This window comes from Gardnerella coleohominis (assembly GCF_002896555.1).
Classification (GTDB): Bacteria; Actinomycetota; Actinomycetes; order Actinomycetales; family Bifidobacteriaceae; genus Bifidobacterium; species Bifidobacterium vaginale_F.
Map to the genome: position 1 here is coordinate 24,459 of NZ_MNLH01000008.1, position 20,749 is coordinate 45,207.

Here is a 20,749-nt window from a genome sequence, read left to right on the forward strand (position 1 = left end):
AATTCCAGATACGACTGAACTACTCGCGCACAAGAACTACGAAAGTTCGCGACGGAATATGCAGAACTTCTGCAGCAGAGTCTAAACCAGCTGGATTGTTAGCTCCAGCTTGCCTTGCTTCACAAGTAGCAGAACAAGCCGCCGCATCAGAAGCGCCAGAACCACAAGCATCAGAACAAGTAGCATCGCAATCGCCCGCAACCCAATCAGCAAAATAGCTGGAAGAGTCAAGTTCAATCTTCCAATTCTTGTGCTTTCCTTTGCTAGAGAGTTCAGGCAAAGTGACGGAAGCGTCCGCATTATACATAGGATTAACGCATACAATCACGTCATCTCCAATAAGATCAGCTATTACAGTCTTATCGGATGCTTTAATTTGCGTACGAGTACCGTCATAGAAAGACTTATGCTTAGCGCGCAAAGAAATCAAATCGCTATACCAGCGTACAAGCGACTCATACTTTTGCGAACGCACCCAATCAAGCTGATTGATTTTCGCACCGCTTTTATAAGTATTATCGTTTCCGCCTTTAGTACGGCCAAATTCTTCGCCGCTTAACATAAATGGAGTGCCTGCAGAGCACAAAACCATTCCGGCAGCAAGCATATTAGCTGTGAAAAGATCCGCTACTGAATGAGGATCCTTAGCGTAAAAATCAGAGTCGCTAGGCTTTTCGCGCAAAGAAATGCAGAGTTTATCCCACAGAGTCAAATCGTCATGAGCGGAAATATATTGGATAATTTGTCCAACTTTCTTACCGGCAGAAGGAGTACCGCGCCATCCGTTTAACGCTTGACGAGCCGAATCCGCAGTCCAAAACTCATTTCCATTAATGTAACCATGCTCGTGATGATCCATAACGTTACCTTTAAGAGTATCGCGAGTTTCATCACTAAACCAACCGATTCGATCGTCTAAATTATGTCGACCGAGCTTATCTCCCATGGTTGTTCCTTCAGGCACTGCGGTATAACCAGCAGACCATGGTTCGCCATACATGAGTATGTCTTTTCCGCCAGGAAGTTTATCAAGAGCTTCTCGAGCTTGATTCAAAGTATCAGTGTCAATCAAACCCATAAGATCAAATCGGAATCCGTCAATGTGGTAGCACTTAGCCCAATGCAGCAAAGATTCAATAATAAATCTGCGATACATAGGATGCTCGCTAGCCATGTCGTTGCCGCATCCAGAGCCGTTAGAAAGTATATTTTCTTCGTTACGCCTGCAGAAATACCCTGGTGCGGTTTGCTCGAAAGCGTTGTCGGAATGATACATGTGGTTGTAAACTACGTCCATTACAACGCGCAATCCATTCTTATGAAGGGCAGCAATCATAGCTTTGCATTCGCGGATTCGTGCAGTGCCATCATAAGGATTAGAAGAATAAGCTCCCTCTGGAACGTTATAAGCACTAGGATCATATCCCCAGTTATAAAGCTGATCGATGTTTTCGCCGTTTTTGCGAGCGTCGTAAATGTTGATTTCATTCACAGTGCAAAAATCATAAATTGGCATGAGCTGGACATGCGTAACGCCCAACTTTTTAAGATAGTCAATACCTGTTGGAGATGTAACAGTCTTACCGTTGATTTCAGAAGTTACAGTCGTGTGCTCATCCGTGAAAGCTAAGAATCTTCCGCGATGTTCAGGCTTAAAACCGCCATTAACATCATTGCTGAAATCAGATACGTGTGTTTCCCAAATCACAGTAGAGTGTTCAGAGAATTTTGGAGATTTATCTTTTTCCCAATTGGCTGGAGCAACGCGATTTTCGTCGATTACTAAGCTGCGCTCGCCGTTGACGCCACTTGCGATGTCCCATGGATCGCTTGTGCGATTAACTTTTCCGTCTTGGAAAGCGATTAGATAATCATAATAAATTCCGTCAAGTCGTTTACGTACGTTAACTTTCCAAGCGCCGTCATGATGAGGTTTTAATTCATAAGATTGAGTTGGTTCGCTATTATTTCCGGTTTCAAAAAGTCGCAATGTTACTGAAGTTGCAGTAGGTGACCATAGCGTGAAAGTAGTGGACTTTGCGTTAAGAGTGAATCCAAGTGATCCCTCGTAAGTTGGCCATTGTGCTGAAGGTAAAGAAGTCATAAAACAATCCTTCTGATTTTGTTTTATTCTGCAGTTTTTCTGTAATGTTCTTTTCAATGCTGGGTTGCAATACCAGGTTGCCATATCAGTTTGTAACGTTAGGTTTGTAACTCTTGGCTGCAAAATCCGTCTGTAACGAACATTGAAAACTGAAAACTATTGAAAACTGAAAATGCTTATTAAATTTGAGATAGTGAAGGCCGAAACGCTTAATGACGCTCGGCCCTCACTATTCTACGCTACCAGTTATTTGCCGCAAAACTTATTTCACAAATTAGTGAATCGTAGCTTCGAATAACCTTTAAGCGATTTATTAATTTTTTAACTGCCCGTAATCTGTGTAAGTATAATCAGATACCTACTGATACTAGTAATACCAGTATCTGATATCAGCCCTTAACGGAGCCAGACATGGACTCTTCGTAGAAGCGCTGCATCACGATAAACAGAATCACGATTGGGATGGAAATGCACACAGCTCCTGCTGCGAATGAAGCGTACCAATCAGGTAGATACTTCTTGGTAAGCATCTCCATCAAGCCGTAAGCAACTGTGTAGTTTTCCTTATTATCCCTTACTACTGTCTTAACCATAACGAAGTCTAGCCATGGGCCTAAGAAGCCTGTAATAGCCTGGAACACAATCATTGGCTTGCAGATTGGAACAATAATCTTCCAGAATACTTGCCACTTTGTGCAGCCATCCAAGTATGCAGCTTCATCCAAAGACTTCGGGATAGTATCCATGTAGCCCTTCATGATGTAGAAGCCAGCGCCGCTACCTGCGGAATAAACGATAATAAGTGCGACTAACACAATCGAACCTGTTGTTAAGCTAAGAGCCTTCAAAATGAAGTAGATAGCGATAACAGCCATGATGCCTGGGAACATGCCAAGAATCAAAGCAAGGTTCATGAATGTCTTACGTCCCTTGAAGCGGAGGCGAGACATGCAGAAGGATACTGCTAATACGAATACCAAAGAAATAATGCACACGAAGATTGAAACAATCAGGGTGTTCAAGAACATTCGTGGGAAATTAATGTCATCGGTATCCGTAAATAACTTTATGTAGTTATTTAGCGATTATTCAGTAGGGAAGAATGTCTTCTGATAGGCGCCAGTGTTAGCATTGAAGCTTTCCAATACAACCCACAGGATTGGGATCAGCCAAATAACTGATAACACGAGCAAGAACAGATGTGAGAATATGTCTCCGAAAATCCTTCGAATGCGCTGATCTTGTGTAAGCGGAACAGTGCGAGTGCTTTTTTCGACAGACTTCGCGGCTTTTGTGGTATTTTTATTACTCACCGGAATCCCTCCTCATTCTTATAAGATCCAGAGTTGCGATACGTAATCAGTGCCACAACAGCGAGAACAATGAATGTCAAAATACCGATTACAGCACCTGCGTTGTAGTTCTGCTGGTCAACAGTCAACTTGTAGAGCCATGTGATAAGCAAGTCGGTGCCGCCTGCGCTGTTAACTTTACTGCTTGCTGGGCCACCCTTTGTTAAGAGGTAAATAACGTTGAAGTTGTTGATATTACCAGTGAACGTGGTGATCAAGTATGGAGTCATAACGAAGATGATGTATGGCATTGTGACGTTCATGAAGCGCTGCCACCAGCCTGCACCATCAAGCTCTGCAGCTTCGTAGAGTTCTGCAGGGACATTCTGCAAGATACCCGTAATCTGCATGATAGTAAATGGAATACCAACCCAAAGGTTGATGATAATAACTGTTACTCGAGCCCAAGTTACATCTGTAAGGAACGGAAGTTCATGACGTATCCAACCATGCTCCTTAAAGACAACGTTAATAACGCCGTTTTGGTCAAGCATGTTATTCATGATAAGCAACGAAACAAACTGTGGAACTGCAATCGTAAGAGAGAAGCAAGTACGCCATACGCTCTTAAGATGAGTCGTCTTTCTGTTAATTATCATCGCTATGAACATTCCGAAGAAGAAGTTAAGGAATGTAGCAAGGAATGCCCAAATAAGAGTCCAGATTAATACGTCAAAGAATACGTCGGCTTTGATTAACTTGCTTTTGCCGGTTAAGAACTCAGAGAAAACTTCTAATCCAACCCAGCTGAATTTCTTTTGGTGGTCTTCATCGTAGTTTGTGAAAGCCATAGAAATCATGAAGAACAATGGCAAAATTGTGAACAGCACAATTCCAGCAGTTGGAAGAGTCATGAAACCAATATGTGCTTTTTCATTCAAGAGCTGCTTTGCATCTTTGATGAAGTTAAGAGGCTTATGTCCGCTTTTAACTACAGACTGCGTCTTATAAGCACTGCGAAGAGAAAGTGTTGCAAGATAAACAAGCAATACAATTGTTAAGATTGACATAACGCCGTAGAGCAAAATTTCTACAGAGTTATCGCCTGGAGTGTATCGCCAGAATCCGTTTACCTTAATTTTTCCTTGCTCTACTGTACCAAGCGTGTGAAGTTTTGGAAGATATTCAATACCGGTTGTGAACAAGAATGCAAATAGTGCAACTTCGCACGCTAAGAATATAAGACCCTTAACGAATTGCATACGCACGAAATTACCGAAACCGAATATTACGATGGAAATCCATGAAAGAGCATCTGCATGTTTTACAGCCTCTTTCAAAGAATACGGTGAAGGAGCAAAGCGTTCTGCAGTTGACGTCTTCTTCTGGCGCCTTTTTAGCTTTGTGGATGTCGTGCCAGTCATGACATGCCTTTCATGTAAACAAAATTATTTAATAGAAGATAAACAACGCGCCCCGCCCCTTGCCGGAGCGGGGACTGGGGCGCATCGTTTTACTCGAAGTGCATAAGACATTGCTTATGCAACCATTTAAATTTATTGGCTAGAGTAGGTTTTGTTTACTTACTTTCCTAAGCCCTTAGCAAATTCTGCAGTCTGTGCAGCAGCGTTTGCTGGAGTAATCTTGCCGGTGGAGATACCGGTGCCGAATGCCTGGACTGGATCCCAGAACTTACCCATCTCTGGGATTGCTGGCTGCAAGACAGAAGTCTTAGCAATGGTTTCCATCTGAGCAACAGCAGCTGGCTCAGCCTTTACGCTATCAGCGAGGGACTTATCAGAAGGAATTGCGCCTTCCTTCTCGAAAGCGATCTGCTGGGACTTCTTGGAGCCCAAGAATGCAGCGAAAGTAGCGGCCATCTCTGGGGACTTGGTGTTGGTGTTGTAAGCAACAGCCTTAGAACCAGCGAAGGACTTCATCTGATGTTCGCCAGACTCGGTCTTGAACTTTGGAAGAGCAGCTGCAGCGTAGTTGTCCTTCAAAGCATCCTTTACCTTGGCGGCATCCCAAGAACCGGAGAAGTAAGCGTCAACGGAGCCATCCTTCAAACCGGCCAAACCGCGGCCGTTACCATCGAGCACGAAGTTCTTGTTTGCAACGAGGTTTGCGAGGTACTTTGTAACTTCGCCAGCCTTGTCGCTGAGCTTCATACCGGCCTTGGCATCGTTTCCATTCTCGCCGAAGAGGGTCATGTTGCCATCGAGGTAGAAGCCTGGGAGATACCAAGCGTTAGCAATATCGAAGGAAACCTTGCCCTTTGTAAGCATAGTGTCGAGAGACTTTACGTCATCAGCGGAGAACTTAGCCTTGTTGTAGTACATGAACCAAGTGTTGCCGGTGTAAGGAACGCCGTACATCTTGCCATCCTGAGCGGTAACAGACTTGATCAAAGTATCTTCGTTCTGTTCCTTAACCTGGTTTGTAGCAGCATCGCTCAACTCGCCGATTGCTCCAGCCTTTACCAAGTCACCGAGCTGATCGTTAGGGAAGAGGAACACATCAGCGGCAGCCTTAGCATCCTGCTTCACAGCCTTTGCAGCGTCTGGTGGCTCAACAACAGCATTCTTGAAGGTAACGTTTGGATGGTCCTTCTTGAACTCCTCCTCGACTGTCTTAATCCAGCCGCCGTCCTTCTGATCATCTGCAGAGCCCCAAACAGTGAGCTGAACTGGAGTAGAAGTATCTGCCTTCTTTTCGGAACTGTTATTGTTAGAACCGCAAGCTGCGAAACCAAACAAAGTTGCGACAGCGATACCAGCACCCAGCATCTTCTTAATATTCGTCATCCTTGACCTCCTAATTTTATGCCGTATGGCATTTTCTTTGGTGGCGTAGTGACGGACTAAGCTGTGGCGCGACATCGCGTTTGCTGCGCTAGGCAGCGTCACATGCTTTGTTATCCGTCCGTAAGCAATGTGAAGTATACACGAATATGAATAAGTTCGCAAACTACCTTGATTTGCATGCTAGGTTTTGTTAGCAAAATGTTTATTTCGTGTTTGTTTTTGTTTGAAAAGTATAGTTTCAGTGTATGTGTGAATTAAGTTAAAACGTTGTTATAGCTTATATTGCCGCGTTATTAGCATTTTTAGTAGCAAATTAAGTAATTATTTATGGTATGTTTTGTGAGTTTTGAATATACTGCGTTGAATTTGAAGATATTGTGTTGATTTTGAATATATATTTTGAATGTATTGTGTTGAGTCTTGAAAACAGAGAGTGTCGTGATAGAAAATGTATAAAATATCACTCAATAGCTGCAAGAAAGTTGGGGACAGCTTATCCTAGTGTTTGCTTCTAGGTTTGAGTTTAAAAGTAGAAGGATTTAAAAATGGCATTATATGATCATGCTAAATGGCTTAAAGACGCGGTTTTTTACGAAATCTATCCGCAAAGTTTTTGTGATTCCAATGGCGATGGAATAGGCGATATTCAGGGAATTATTGAAAAGTTAGACTATGTAAAATCGCTTGGCTGCAACGCAATCTGGCTTAATCCTTGCTATGACTCGCCTTTTAAAGATGCGGGCTATGACGTGCGCGATTACAAAAAAGTAGCTGCACGTTATGGAACAAACGAAGATTTAAAGCAACTTTTTAATGAAGCTCATAATCGAGGAATCCGCATATTGCTTGACTTAGTTCCCGGGCACACGAGTGAAGAACACGAGTGGTTTAAGGAAAGCTCGAAAGCGGAAGAAAACGAGTTTAGCAAGCGATACATTTGGACAGACAGTGCGTTTAGCGGCTATTCTATGCCGTTTATTGGCGGTGAAACTGAGCGTGATGCCACTTATATTCTAAACTTCTTCAAATGCCAACCGGCTTTAAACTACGGTTTTGCGCATAGAGATCGAGCTTGGCAATCTTCGCCTGATTCCAAAGAAGCGGCAGAAACTCGCGCTGCAATGGTTGATATTATGCGATTTTGGCTTTCACTCGGTGCAGATGGATTCCGAGTTGATATGGCTGATTCGCTTGTAAAAAACGATGAGAACAATGGCGAAGGAAGTCTTGGCAAAGACAATACGATTCGCGCATGGCAGGGAATGCTGGGTGCTGCAAAAGAAGAGTATCCGCAGGCTGCTTTTGTTTCCGAATGGGGTAGGCCACGTCAGGCTCTTGCTGCCGGATTTGACATGGACTTCTATTTGAATTGGCGCTGGGATGGAAATCCTAATGGATACGCACGTTTAGCTCGTGATGTTGATAACGCTTTAGACAGCAATCCTGAGCATGATCACAGCTACTTTAATGCGCGCGGCGGCGGCAGTATTTGCCCATTTTTAGACGATTATTGCCCACAATATGAGTCGACTTGCAACCAAGGTTACTTTAGTTTCATCACTTGTAATCACGATACGCCGCGTTTAGCTCCGCGTCTTGACGATCGTGAGCGTCGTGTGGCTTTCGGTATGATACTCACCATGCCAGGCGTGCCATTTGTATACTACGGCGACGAAATCGGCATGAAATATCGCGATATTCCAACAAAAGAGGGTGGTTACGCTCGTACTGGTACTCGTACGCCAATGCAATGGGATGATGCAAAGAATTTTGGCTTCTCAACTGCTGAAAAATCTAAATTATACTTGCCTGTTGAAGCTCGAGCAGACGGAAGAACTTGCGCAAACTCTCGCAAGCAAGCAGTAGAAAGTGGCGAAATTCCAACTGTTTCTGCACAAATTAATTGCGAAAATTCCTTCCTTTCATGGGTGCGCTCTCTTATTGAACTTCGTCATAATCGAAAATCTTTGCACGCTGACGCGTCTTGGAGAGTTTTGTATGCTCCGGTTGACGGCCGCGGATTTGCTTACGAGCGTTGTGCAAAAGGTGACGCTGGAGAATCAGCTGCAGAACGAAGCATTGTGGTTATGAACCCGGGCGTAAATAGTGAGTATGTTTCGTGGGATTGCCTTGCTGGCTTAAGCGCAAACGAAGCTAATTCGCCTGTGTTGAAAGTTGGAGAAATCTCATGCACTGACTCTTCGCTTGTGCTGGGTGCTCAATCTTTCGCTATTTTTAGTTTGTGAATTAAAGGCATTCGATTTAAGGAACCACATATTTTACGTATTGAGTGCGCATACATAAATACGTATACGGCAAGTAATGCATGCGTACTCATGCGTAAACGCGTATATAAGGGCGTATAGGTGTGTATATGAAGCGCGCGTATAAAGATATGAGTATATAAGCGCGTATAAGTACGTGATACTAATAGAATGGTATGGGTATATACACAGAAGTAGTAAAAGTTTGAGTCAGGTTTCGAAAGGTACGTTATGGGATTGTCGAAGAATGGCGTGAAGGATGCCGCGAAGGATAGCGCGAAGAATGGCGCAAAAAGTGCAGCAAAGAGTGCCGCAAATAATAGCGCGCAGTATGATTCTTCAAAGTTGAAGTCCACAAGTATGAGCGGAGTTTCATTTAACGGCTATTATCACGAGTCAGAAACTGAGGAAAAACTAGATAATAACGGGAATCCTATACGCGCGGATCGCAATATTAAAGAAGGCATAACTCTTAACAAGTTTAAGATGTTGTGCGCGTTTATGGCTGTTCTTAGCGTGTTTGGCACGTCTCTGCTTTCCGGTTTTTACGGCGGATTGATTGCGTTATTATGCGAGCTTATATCTTGGGTTGCTTTGCCATGGTATGCGTGGATGATTGTTCGCGGATATCACAATACAAATAATGTTGTGTTTTATGGCTTGAGATTATTTGTTTTGGCGCTTATATGTGAAGTTCCGTACGATTTTGTAACTTCAGGAAAAGTTTGGGATATGACATCGCAGAATCCTGTGTTTGCGCTGCTTATATCGCTTATCGTGCTTAGTTATGTGGATACTGTATGCAAAAAGTTGCGCGGGTTTAAAAAAGTAGCTGCTTGCGCGTTTGTTGTTCTTGCTGGTGCTGCCTGGAATTTAATCGGTATGGTCGGAGTGCGTCAAAGACTGCTTTTTGGCGGTTTGATTATTTTCGTTATGTCGATGCTTTTTGAATTTATGCGCAAACGTGAAACGACTATGGAATTGACTGCAGGTGTGTTTGGTGCGATGTCGCTTGTTGCTCCAGCTATTGGCGTGGTTGTGTTGCATTACCGTAGTGTTTATGGCGATGGCCCTCGACCAACTAAGCAGTTCCGCTGGATTATGTACGCGTGGTATCCAATAATGCTACTTATTGCGTCTGCTGTATTGCTTGTGCAAAAGTTTATGTGATTTTTGGATTGATTACTCATTAATTTATTAGTTACTTTTTACGCAAAGGAGCTGGGGTAATGGTTTACGATTTTTGTGGCTCGCAAAGTGGGTTTAATTGCGGTTCGCGAGATGAATTTAGTGCCGGTTCGCGAGATGATTTTGAAAGCGGTTCGCGAGATAGTTTTAGTGCAGACGCGCAAAATAGCCTCAGTTCGTCTAAAAATATCGTAAATGCATGCGAATGTACTTGCACTTGTACAGATCCTAGCAAAGCGCGAATTTTTGCCGATTTCGTAAATAATCCTGGCGTAAAAGCAAATAATCAACAAATTATTCAGGGTGATTGTTTCAGAATTACTGTAATAACAGATTCCCTGATTCGTCTTGAGTGGAGCGATGATGGCAATTTTGTTGACGCTCCTACGCAAATGGTTGTGTGCCGTGATTTTTCTGGAGGTAATTCCGTTCAGCCAAAGTTTTGCGCGCGAGAAGATGAAAATGGTTGGCTTGAAGTTGAAACGGATAAGCTGCTTTTAAGTTATAATCGCAAATCTTTCAGCAAAGAAGGATTAAGTATAGTTGTGCGAGGAGTTCCTTGTTCGCAATTTAATACGTGGCATTATGGCGACGATTGCCCAGGAAATTTGCTTGGCACGGCTCGCACTTTGGATGAAGCGGATGGTGCAATTAAGCTTGATTATGGCATAATGTCTCGTGACGGCTGGGCTGTGTTAGATGATTCAAAATCTTGTGTTATTGTTCCGGAGAGCGAAGTAAATGGTAAGCCGAATCCGTATGGCGCGTGGGTGAAGCCGCGCTCGCAAGAGTTTGATTCGCACGATCTAAGTTCGCACGATAATAGCAATAACGCCTCGCAAAATAATCGTTATCGCGACTTGTACTTCTTTGGCTATGGTCACAATTACATAGACGCAATCCGCGATTTCTATAAGCTCACAGGATCTCAGCCGCTGTTGCCAAGGTTCGCAATGGGCAATTGGTGGAGTAGATATTGCAGATATTCGCAATCTGATTATGAAAATCTTATGAGCAGATTTAAGCGTGAGGCAATACCTTTTAGTACGGCAGTTATAGATATGGACTGGCATATTAGAGACGTTGACTCAAAGTATGGATCTGGGTGGACTGGTTACACGTGGAACGATCAGCTGTTCCCTGATCATAAAGCTTTTTTGCGAAAACTAGCGAATGAAGGCTTAGCGCCTACTTTGAATTTGCATCCGCGAGATGGCGTGCGTGCTTTTGAGAAGGATTACCCACAGGTTGCGCGAGATATGGGCATTGACCCTGCAAGCGGTAAAGCTGTGGAATTTGACTTAACTAATCCGCGATTTGTTGAAGCTTACTTTAATATGCATCATCGCATGGAAGATGAAGGTGTTAAATTCTGGTGGATTGACTGGCAGCAGGGTGGAGTTACAAAACAGGCTGGGTTGGATCCGCTATGGATGCTTAATCACATGCATTATGAGGATTTGGCTCGAGATGGAGGCTGGCCACTTACGTTCTCGCGCTACGCTGGCCCAGGTTCGCACCGATACCCAGTTGGATTCTCGGGAGATACTGTTACTACTTGGAATTCGCTTGCTTTTCAAGCTTATTTCACGTCTACAGCTTCGAATATTGGTTATGGCTGGTGGAGTCATGATATTGGCGGCCATATGCTGGGTGTGCGAGATAACGAGTTGGAAGCGCGATGGTATGCTCTTGGAGCTTTTAGCCCGATTAACCGTCTTCATTCCAGTTGCTCGCCTTTTGCTGGTAAAGAGCCTTGGAATTTTCCGCGTGAAACTCGTGACGCGATGGTTAAGATGCTTCGTTTAAGAGCGTCGTTGATACCTTATTTATATACGATGAATTATCGTGCGGCTTTTGAGAATCGGCCAATAGTGGAGCCAATGTATTGGCAATCTCCAGAGGTTGGTGCTGCTTACGAGATGCCGCAGGAATATCGTTTTGGTAGCGAGCTTATAGTTGCGCCGGTAGTTTCTAAAAATGACGATGCCGTTACTAGAGGTTGTGCTGGAGTGTGGCTTCCTGCTGGAGATTGGTACGATTTCTTCGACGGGCGACGTTACGTATCTCGTGGTTGGAATGGTCGTCGTTTTGAGGCGTGGCGTGCGCTTGACAGAGTTCCTGCTTTTGCGCGTGCTGGGGCTATTGTGCCAATGCAAGTTTTGCCAAGTGTTGAAGATTGCGCTCGTAGCGATGAGGCTGCCGAATCGGTCAATAGTGTTGAAAATCCGCGATCTTTGCGCGTGCTTGCGTTCCCTGGAGCTGACGGCGAATTTGTGATGCGCGAAGATAACGGACGCTTCGAAGACGCGTGCGCTGGGAAAACTGCTGATACTAGTATGCGGTTTGTTTGGAGAGATGGGAATGGATCCACACAATTTGTGATTGATGCAGCAAAAGGATGCGATAGTGCTGTTGTTGCGCTGCCTTCCGAGCGCGATTGGAGCGTGGTGTTTAGAGGCGTGGCATGCCCTGATTTTTCGCGCGTTCGCGTTTTTGTTGGCGATTCTCAGCTTGAATCTAACGCTGTAGAAGTTTCATATGAAGGCGAAGAATCTACGCTCAGTCTTACTGTTTGTGTGCGCAATGTGCCTGTTTGTGAGTGCGTGCGAGTGATTGTGGATGGCGGTTTGTGTATTGCGCAAGACCCTAAGGTTGGCGATGCTTACAGGCTTCTTTTGCAAGCTCAAGTGCCATATCGCGGTAAGGAAATGGCTTTTGATGCGATTCGCGAGGCTGGTGGCAGCGCGAGTGCTTTAAGTGCGCTTTCGGCTCTTGAATATGAAAGAGAAGAGCAGATGATTGAGCAGCAGAACAGTGTTGATATGGTGAATGCGCATGCGTGCGTGCAGCCTTCTGTGGTTAAGTGGGCGCAATGGCGTTGTACTCTGCCTGGGTCTGTTAAGCGCGCGCTTGAGGAGATTTTGTTGCGCGAATCGACTTGCATGAGCGCTTAAAGCGTAGCGCGCGAATGCACTTCGATGATTGAGCTTGCTCAAAGTTGAAAGCACAGTGCGCTTTCAACGCAAGCGAATACGTGAGCGCCGTAAGATAGAATTTTTGTATTTTGGTGGACTTTTATTACCAAAATCTGGATTTGTATCATAACAAATGTTTAGATTTGGCGACGAAAAACTGTGAGAAACACCTCAATTTAAAATATTTACAAAAAAATATTAATCCACAAAACCGTTGAAAAATATGGCTTGGGGGGGGGGGGTGCTCGATGCTTTTCAATCTAAACATATGTTATTTGACTTCAAAAAAATTTTTTAAATTGTTATAATAACTTGACAAAGATAGCTGCGATTTTATTAATGTGCTATGAAATTTTGGATGAGTTTCGTTGAGAATTTGCATTTTGCGTGTCTATCGTCGGGCATGCGAATCTGCCTTTGTATCGGATCACTAGGTGAAGGAGTATATTATGGTATCAAAATCTAGAAAACACGCGCGTACTGTTAAGTTAAATTCTGCAGTAAATAATGCGATTGAAAAGGCTGTTGACGCTCGCAAAGTGGCGGCGTTTACGATTGGTGCTGCTGGCGTATTGGCTGGTGCGGCATTTGCTTTTGGAGCAACTCCGGCAATGGCGGCGGAGGCTGGTACTACTCCTGATACTAAGCCGGCTCCTGTGACTGCTGGTGAGAAGCCTGGTGCTGATGCTGGTAAGAAGGATGAGACTGGTAAGAAGGCTGATGCTAAGCCTGAAGTTAAGGAAAATGAAGCTAAGGAAGCTGATAAGAATAATCAAGCTGACGGGAAGTCTGCTACAGACGAGAAGACTGACAATAATACTTTAAAGAATGCTCACAAGACTAAGGATAACAAGTCTAAGCTTGAACAGAATTTATCTAAGGAGAAGAAAGCTTCTACGCAGTCTGTAGTAAAGACTGATGGCCAGGCTGACGTTACTAAGACTGAGACTGGGTCGAAGGTTGAGAGCATTGCGTCTGTAGATAATCAAGATGCAAAACAGGATTCTGAAGAAACTGGCACTCCTGCGGGATCTGTTGTAAATAAGCGTACAAGGCGTTCGCTAGATGAAAAGAAGCAGGCTGAGCCTACTAAGGATGCTCAGGCTGAAAATCAGGATCGCGCTTCTGATGGTACAGCAAGTCAAGATTCTAATAAAATTAAGCCTGACACAAAGGATACTACTAATACAAAGATTAGTATTGATGAGAATAACGCTGAAACTATGCCTAATATGTATGGCTGGGGAAGCTCAGACAATACATACAGCGTAGATGGTGAAAAGCATACTGTTACTTTCAATTTTGCAAAGCCAACAGATGGTGGCAAGATTACCAATATTGCTATTTTCCCTGCTCAAAACAATGGTTTGACTAACGATAAGAGCAAGAGGGGTGCTGAATACTATTCTGGCGATACTAAGATGCACCAGAGCTTCTCTGGTAACTATACGTTTAAGCCGAATGATGATGGCTCTGCTACTCTTACGATGAGCAATCTTTTTAGGGATGGTAACCTTAATGGTGGCGCTGAGGCGTATGCTGCAAACCGTTCTATTTTTGTGTATGTAACTAAAGATGGTACTACAACTGTTTATAAAACGAATGCATTCCGTGCTGCAACGCTTGTGCCACCAAAGACAGCTGGATCAGTTGTGCTTAAGTATAATCAGCCTCTTACGAAAGAGCAGATTCAAGCAGCAATTACTGCTGCTGCTAATGCTGAAACAGCTCGTAAAGATAAGAAGTCTGTGAACGATCAGCTTACTGCAGCAAGTACATCGAAGGGTGTATTTACCAGGGAGAATGGTAAAGCGGTACAAGTTGCCGATACCACTGATGGCAAGCTTAGCGTAAAGTCTTCGGATGCCTACGATGCAAAGCAGTTTGCGGATATTAATAAGGAAACATCAGTTCAAGGCGCAACAAATAAAACTTATGTAGCCGGATCTAAGACGCTTAACACCTATATGGTTACGGATTTGGGCTTTAAGTCCGGGGCTATTCCGCTTACGGTTGCGCGCTACGATGATCGCATTGATAAGCCAATTGTGGAAGACACAACTAATGTTTCGACTGAAGTTAAGGAAGATATTAAGAAGAAGCTTGCAAAGATTAACGGCGTAACTCCAGACAAAATCACGTTTGACGGAGATGACAATGCTGTAATCCACTTTGATGGTGTGGATGAAAAGGATGCTCCTAAGATTGCTCTGCGCGATCTTGTGTTGAAGAAGATTGCAGAGGAGCAGATTACTGTTCCTGCAAACGATAAAGCAGTCTTTGTTGCTAACCCACTTGCTTATTCCGATGCTGAGATTAAGAGCATTAAGAAGGCTATTTACGAAGCTAATAAAGGCAATAAAGAACTTGGCTTAAGTGAAAATGACTACGAGAAGCAGATTTCACTTGAATATCTTCAGGGCAATCTTACTGCAACTGGTGATTCTAATAAGGGCATCTCGAATGGTCAGGCGGAAAATACGATTACCGTTAAGATCAAGACCGACAAGTCAGTTGCTGAGTTTAAGTCTGATGTAAAGGCGCGCAAGCTTACAAAGCTTCCAAACATTCGCACGGATTACAACGTTACTTGGACTAAAGACAAGATTGATGGCCGCACCTCCGATGAAGGTCTTTCCTGGAGCGAAGACCATAAGACCATTATCTACCGTTACGATCCAACTGCGGCACAAGAGTTTGATACAAATAAGATTCTTGGTTTGCTGAAAGCTACACCAAAGGAGACAAACCCTGGCTTGCGTGAACTTACAGGCGGCGAAGCGCTCGACCATGAAGGCGCAGATGGACAAGCTAAGAAGTCGCATGTGGGTTACGCGCTTAAAGATGGACAGCCTACAACTGAGTTGTCGCTCGGTAATATGGACGGCGCTTACTGGAAATATAGTCGTCAGGTTGATAATTCTGGTGTGGACCTCGGCGATGCAGAGTCGAATGCAGGTTCGTATTCTTGGGATAAAGACGCTAAGCCTGTAGTAGTTGCTGCTAAACAAGACAAGGTATATAAAGCTCGCTTGTTTGTTTTGCCGTATGGATTGACGATGTACAGAAACATTTACATGGAAAACGGCGATCAACCTTGGAATACGCCTAAAGCGATTAACGTTATCTTTGTGCCGCAGACGAATCATAAGAAGGCTGATCTTAAGGCATCTGTTGATAAGCATACGGTGACGAATGATGACAAGAAGACTCCAACCGATTCTGCATATTACAACGCATCGGAAGCTAAGAAGGCTGCGTATGATGAGGCGTTGAAGAAAGCTAATGATGCGTTGAAGGAAGCTGGTGATACGGAGGATTCCAAGCTGTCTGAAGAGCTTAAGGCACGTATCGATAACGCAACGATTAGGTTGGATAAGGCTCGTGCGGCTCTTGATGGTGATAAGACTGACAAGACTAAGCTCGAGCAAGATATTAAAGATCAAGGTAATCCTAAGAAGGACAACACAGCTGCAAGCGGCACGTATGAGACTGACAAGTATAAGAATGTTACTGAGCCTTCCTTCCTGAAGGATGACGGAAAAACTCCTGATACTAAGAAGAATGAGGCTGCAAGCGCAGCTAAAACAGCTTATGATGAGGCACTTGCTGCAGCTGAGAAGGTAAAAGCCGACGATAACGCTACGCAAAAGGCTGTTGACGATGCTAAGGCTAAGCTTGACGCTGCACGTAAGGAGCTTGATAAGTACACCACCAACAAGGATAAGCTTAATGCTGCTATTGCTGAGCATGGTAAGGTGAAGGATGGTAGGGACGCTCAAGGCGCTCAAACGATTGCAAACGCTGACCCAGCATATCAAAACGCAACTGATGCAGAGCGTACAGCTTACGATAACGCTGTAAAGAAGGCAAACGAACTTTCTAAGGATCCAACCGCTTCTCAGAAGGAAGTCAACGACGCGATTACAGCTCTTGAGACTGCTAAGAAAGCGCTTGATGCCAAGGCAACGAATAAGGCGAAGCTTGCTGCTGCTGTTCAGCAAACCTTCGATAACCCTGATCCTGATAATGTTAATGGCAAAAAGAGTACCTTCTATCAGAATGCTCTTAATAAGAAGAACAATGGATCAGATGACGAAAAAACTAAGGCTGCTGCTGCTATTAAAGCATATGATGATGCTCTGAAGGCAGCTAAAGACCTTCTTGAAGATAAGAATGGCAAAGCAACTCAAGCTCAAGTTGATGCTGCAGTAAAAGCATTAACTGATGCTGAAGATAAGCTCCATAACTATTCAACTGACAAGAACGATCTTACGAAAGCACTTGCAGACAATATTGATGGCTATTTGAAGCCAGCGTACTTCAATGCATTCGATAAGTCATTTGGTGCGGGTGCTGATGCTGAGGCTGCTAAGAAAGCATTCAAAGAGTACAACGATGCCTATCATGCGGCCAAGGAGCTGAAGGCAAAGTTTGCTAAAACTAATCCAGCTGAGCAGCCAACTGACGAAGACTGCAAAAAAGCTAAAGAAGCTCTTGAAAAGGCTCGTCAAGTTATAGATACGTATGCAACTGATACGAAGAAGCTGTCGGCAGCTTTCTGGAATGACATCGCTATTCAGAATAGCCCTGCGTATAAGAATGCAAAGGCGCTTGCTGTAAAGACGAATCCTACTGATGATGAAAAAGCTAAGGTAGAGGCTGCTAAGAAGATTAAGAAGGCATATGATGATGCGGTTGCTAAGCTGCACAAAGCATTTGAGAATAAGCTCGACAAGGATCCAGATGCACAAGACACTAAGATTCCTGATGCAAAGGGTGACCCGGCTTCCAAGAATTATCTTGATGGCATTCAGACACACGCAAATGGTGAGCCGCTTGATAGAGATGTCACGAAGATTCTGAAGGAAATGAACGACGCAGCTGCTGACTTGAACCAGTTTGCAACCAAGACGGATAAGCTACAGGAATCCATCAACAAGGATACGGATACGCAGAAAGATCCAGCATACAAGAATGCTAAAGATCCGCATAAGCTGGATACCCACGGCATGGAAGATACTTCTGGATATGACGCCATCAAGGAGAAGGCTACAGCTTACGACAATGCTTTGAAGGCTGCTAAAGCCTTGATGATCAAGCCTGACGCAACGCAAGAGGATGTAAACGCAGCGCTTAAGACGCTCGATGAAGCTCGTAAAGCTCTTGAGGGGTACAAGACTAATGTTGAAGACCTTAAGAAGAGCGTTGAAGCGCACGGTAGTACAGATGGTCCTGCAACTAAGGAAGGTACTGTTACTTCTGATGTGTATCGCAATGCGTCTGATCCGCACTTCTTAACTGCTGATGGCAAGCCAGATGACACCAGGAACAACGCTGCTAAGGAAGCTAAGAAGGCATATGATGCAGCGCTGCTTAAGGCGCAGGACTTGCTCAAGAAGGCTGACGCTAAGAAAAATAAGACGCCTTTGGATGCGCAGCCAATTCAAAAAGAAATCGACGCCGCGTTGACAACGCTTAACGAAAAGCGTAAAGCACTTGATGTCTATAAGACTGACACTTCTAAGCTTGATGAGGAAGCGAAGAAGTCTACTGCAGAAGGCGCTACAGTAGCCGATGCAGACTTTGAAGCTACGCCAGAGTTCAAGAACGCTAAAGCTAAGACAAGTAACGGTGTGGAAAACACAGATGTTACTGCTTATACGAAGGCGTTGAAGGATGCGCGTGGCTTACTTGCTAAGAAGGATTCCGCTACGCTTAGCGAACGTCCAACGCAACAGCAGATTAATGACGCGCTCGATGCCTTGAAGCAAGCTAAGAAGCAGATTGAAGACAACTACAAGACGGATACTTCGAAGCTTGAAGAAGCTAAGAAGTATGCGGATGATGTATTCAAGAAGACGCCTGAATACAAGAATGCTCTTGCTAAGAAGGAGGCTGGAGATCAAGTTGCTATAAGTCGCTTGGGTAAAGATGGTGAGCAAACTGGCTTCGATAATGTTCTTAAGAAAGTTACCGATAAGCTCAATGATAATGACTGGAAAGGCAAGGTAACTCAAAAGTTCGTCGATAAGTTACTCGAGAAGTTACAAGAAGCTCAAGATAATATTACAAAGAATTATAAGACTGATGTAACTCCGCTTTCTAACGAAGTCGGCGATAAGGATGGCAATGGCAATCCTGTAACTCCTAAATTTGAAGAGTCGATTCCGTATAAGAACGCTCTTGAAAAGAAGAACGCTGGCGACACTGATGCGACCTCAAAGCTGGAAGCTTACAACGAGAAGCTCAAGGCTGCACAGAAGATTATCAATCAGGTGAATAACCCAGATCCGAATGCTGATGTTGATAAGCAGCCAACTAATGCTGATGTTAAGAAAGCTTTGGATGAGTTGCAACAGGTAAAGAAAGCTATCGATGACGCTTTTACGACCAAAGTTGACGCTCTTAAGAAAGAAACCAAAGAGCTTAAGGAAGACGGCGGAGCAAAGGAAGACAAAGACAAGTTCGAAAACTCTACTGAGTTTAAGAATGCGTCTGCCAAGACGGATGCTGACAGCAAAAAAGATGTGCAAACATACAAAGATGCTCTAAAGAAAGCTAATGAGCTTCTTGGCAAGTTCGATGAGAATGGTAAGCCAAAGGCTGATGCTAAGGATGTTCCAACTCAGAAAGAAGTTGACGAGGCTCTTAAGAATCTGAAGGAAATTAAGGATAAGATTACTAAGAACTACGTCACTAGCCCGCATGACTTGCAGCAAGAAGTTGATAAGTCTAAGGACGGCGATACTGATACCAGCACCGACGTATTCGAGAACACTCCTGCGTTCAAGAACGCTACTGCTAAGGGTGATGACGCTGCCAAGAAGGCTCTTGAAGACTATAACAAGAAGCTCCAGGATGCTAAGAATCTTCTCGATGCTTTTGATCGCTCTACTGGCAAGCCGAAGACCAAGCTTCCAACAGGCATGACTCAGGCTCCAACTCAAAAGCAGCTAGACGATGCTCTAAAGGCCTTGCAGGATGCTAAGAAGAAGATTGAAGACGAGTACAGCACAATCAAGTATGACTTGCGTAAGGAAGCTGATAATGATGGTGACTTCACTAAGTCTCCTGAGTATCAGAATGCTCAGGCTAAGGGTGATGATGCGTCTAAGAAGGCTCTTGAGGATTACAAGAAGGCTTTGGATGATGCTAATTCTGTGCTTGATAATCCTAATGCTACGCAGTCTGAGGTTGATGAGGCTTTGAAGAAGCTTCAGGCTGCTAAGGATAAGCTTAGGGATGAGAATGGCACGGATAAGTCTAAGCTTCAGACTGAGGCTGATGATGATGCTAAGTTCCGTAAGTCTTTGTACTTCATTATTGGCAATAAGGATGATATTGAGGCTTACAACACTGCTTTGGCTGAGGCTAACAGTGTGCTTAGCGATTCTAATGCTACTCAGGCTCAGGTTGATGAGGCTTTGAGGAAGCTTAAGGCTGCTAAGTATAAGCTTAATCATCCGTTTGGCGCTGGCAGTGGTAGTGGAATCGGTAGCGGCTATGACCCTAATGCTGGGAATGGTTTTGCTGTTGAGGCTAATGATTCTCAGAGTGCTTCGGTTGATAAGTCTGCCTTGCAAGTCGAAGTTAACAATGCTGTAGACACTAGTGCAAACACTGCTGCTGCTAGAGCTTATAGGCAGGCTTTGGCTGAAGCTAAGCGCGTGCTTGCTGATAAGAATGCTACTCAGGCTCAGGTTGATGAGGCTTTGAGGAAGCTTCAGGCTGCTAAGTCTGCGTTGCTTAATAGTTTGCGTGGTGCTTCTGGTAATGCTGGTGGTCTTGCTAAGACTGGTGCTGAGACTGGATTGTTCGCAAGTGTTGCTGCAATCTTCGCTGGACTTGGTGTTGCAGGCGTAGCGTCTCGCCGCCGTAAGCATTCTAACGAGTAGTTTCGCTCATAACTAAAATCCCTCGCAGGTTATCTTCCGATAATCCGCGAGGGATTTTTGTATATGCTATTACATCCGCCAAACTGTTTGCGCATAGAGTGTGATGGATGGATGTTGTTTGCTCGAACCTGCTTTGCTATTAGTTAGGCAGAGATTTGAGATTTTTCGCAGCGAATAGAACTTGACTTCAAGTAAACAAAATCAAGAACACCTCCCCG

General features: G+C 44.2%; 7 protein-coding genes and 1 pseudogene. 4 read left to right on the forward strand and 4 right to left on the reverse strand.

The window, feature by feature from the left end; translation table 11 throughout:
• Positions 1-19: 19 nt before the first annotated feature.
• The 4 genes and pseudogenes from pulA to BFS05_RS06065 all read right to left on the reverse strand — a co-directional run bounded on the left by pulA (position 20) and on the right by BFS05_RS06065 (position 6,203).
• Positions 20-2,104, reverse strand: a complete 2,085-nt coding sequence (gene pulA, locus BFS05_RS06050; RefSeq protein ID WP_103085069.1) for a type I pullulanase — start codon at positions 2,102-2,104, stop codon at positions 20-22.
• 389 nt (positions 2,105-2,493) lie between these two features.
• Positions 2,494-3,417: pseudogene (locus BFS05_RS06055) on the reverse strand (sugar ABC transporter permease).
• A complete protein-coding gene (locus BFS05_RS06060) occupies positions 3,414-4,820 on the reverse strand; it encodes a carbohydrate ABC transporter permease (RefSeq protein WP_103085070.1) in 1,407 nt (468 codons plus the stop codon). Before BFS05_RS06060 ends, BFS05_RS06055 begins: the two are co-directional and overlap by 4 nt.
• Positions 4,821-4,979: 159 nt before the next feature.
• A complete protein-coding gene (locus BFS05_RS06065; RefSeq protein WP_103085071.1) occupies positions 4,980-6,203 on the reverse strand; it encodes an extracellular solute-binding protein in 1,224 nt (407 codons plus the stop codon).
• A gap of 545 nt (positions 6,204-6,748) precedes the next feature.
• On the opposite strand from BFS05_RS06065, the gene BFS05_RS06070 reads away from it, so the two are divergent.
• From BFS05_RS06070 to BFS05_RS06085, 4 genes are all read left to right on the forward strand, one after another.
• Entirely contained in the window at positions 6,749-8,449 is a 1,701-nt protein-coding gene (locus BFS05_RS06070) for an alpha-amylase family glycosyl hydrolase (RefSeq protein WP_103085072.1), read from the forward strand.
• Positions 8,450-8,698: 249 nt separating this feature from the next.
• On the forward strand, positions 8,699-9,637 hold the full coding sequence (locus BFS05_RS06075) for a conjugal transfer protein TraX (RefSeq protein ID WP_258004287.1): 939 nt from the start codon (positions 8,699-8,701) through the stop codon (positions 9,635-9,637).
• A gap of 59 nt (positions 9,638-9,696) precedes the next feature.
• Entirely contained in the window at positions 9,697-12,612 is a 2,916-nt protein-coding gene (locus BFS05_RS06080; RefSeq protein ID WP_103085073.1) for a glycoside hydrolase family 31 protein, read from the forward strand.
• Between the two features lie 470 nt (positions 12,613-13,082).
• A complete protein-coding gene (locus tag BFS05_RS06085; protein WP_103085074.1) occupies positions 13,083-20,531 on the forward strand; it encodes an FIVAR domain-containing protein in 7,449 nt (2,482 codons plus the stop codon).
• Positions 20,532-20,749: the final 218 nt, after the last annotated feature.

Bases quoted from the DNA above. Each gene is read 5' to 3' on its own strand.
- pulA (WP_103085069.1), bottom strand. From the start codon at position 2,104: ATGACTTCTTTACCTTCAGCACAATGGCCAACTTACGAGGGATCACTT.
- BFS05_RS06060 (WP_103085070.1), bottom strand. From the start codon at position 4,820: ATGACTGGCACGACATCCACAAAGCTAAAAAGGCGCCAGAAGAAGACG.
- BFS05_RS06065 (WP_103085071.1), bottom strand. From the start codon at position 6,203: ATGACGAATATTAAGAAGATGCTGGGTGCTGGTATCGCTGTCGCAACT.
- BFS05_RS06070 (WP_103085072.1), top strand. From the start codon at position 6,749: ATGGCATTATATGATCATGCTAAATGGCTTAAAGACGCGGTTTTTTAC.
- BFS05_RS06075 (WP_258004287.1), top strand. From the start codon at position 8,699: ATGGGATTGTCGAAGAATGGCGTGAAGGATGCCGCGAAGGATAGCGCG.
- BFS05_RS06080 (WP_103085073.1), top strand. From the start codon at position 9,697: ATGGTTTACGATTTTTGTGGCTCGCAAAGTGGGTTTAATTGCGGTTCG.
- BFS05_RS06085 (WP_103085074.1), top strand. From the start codon at position 13,083: ATGGTATCAAAATCTAGAAAACACGCGCGTACTGTTAAGTTAAATTCT.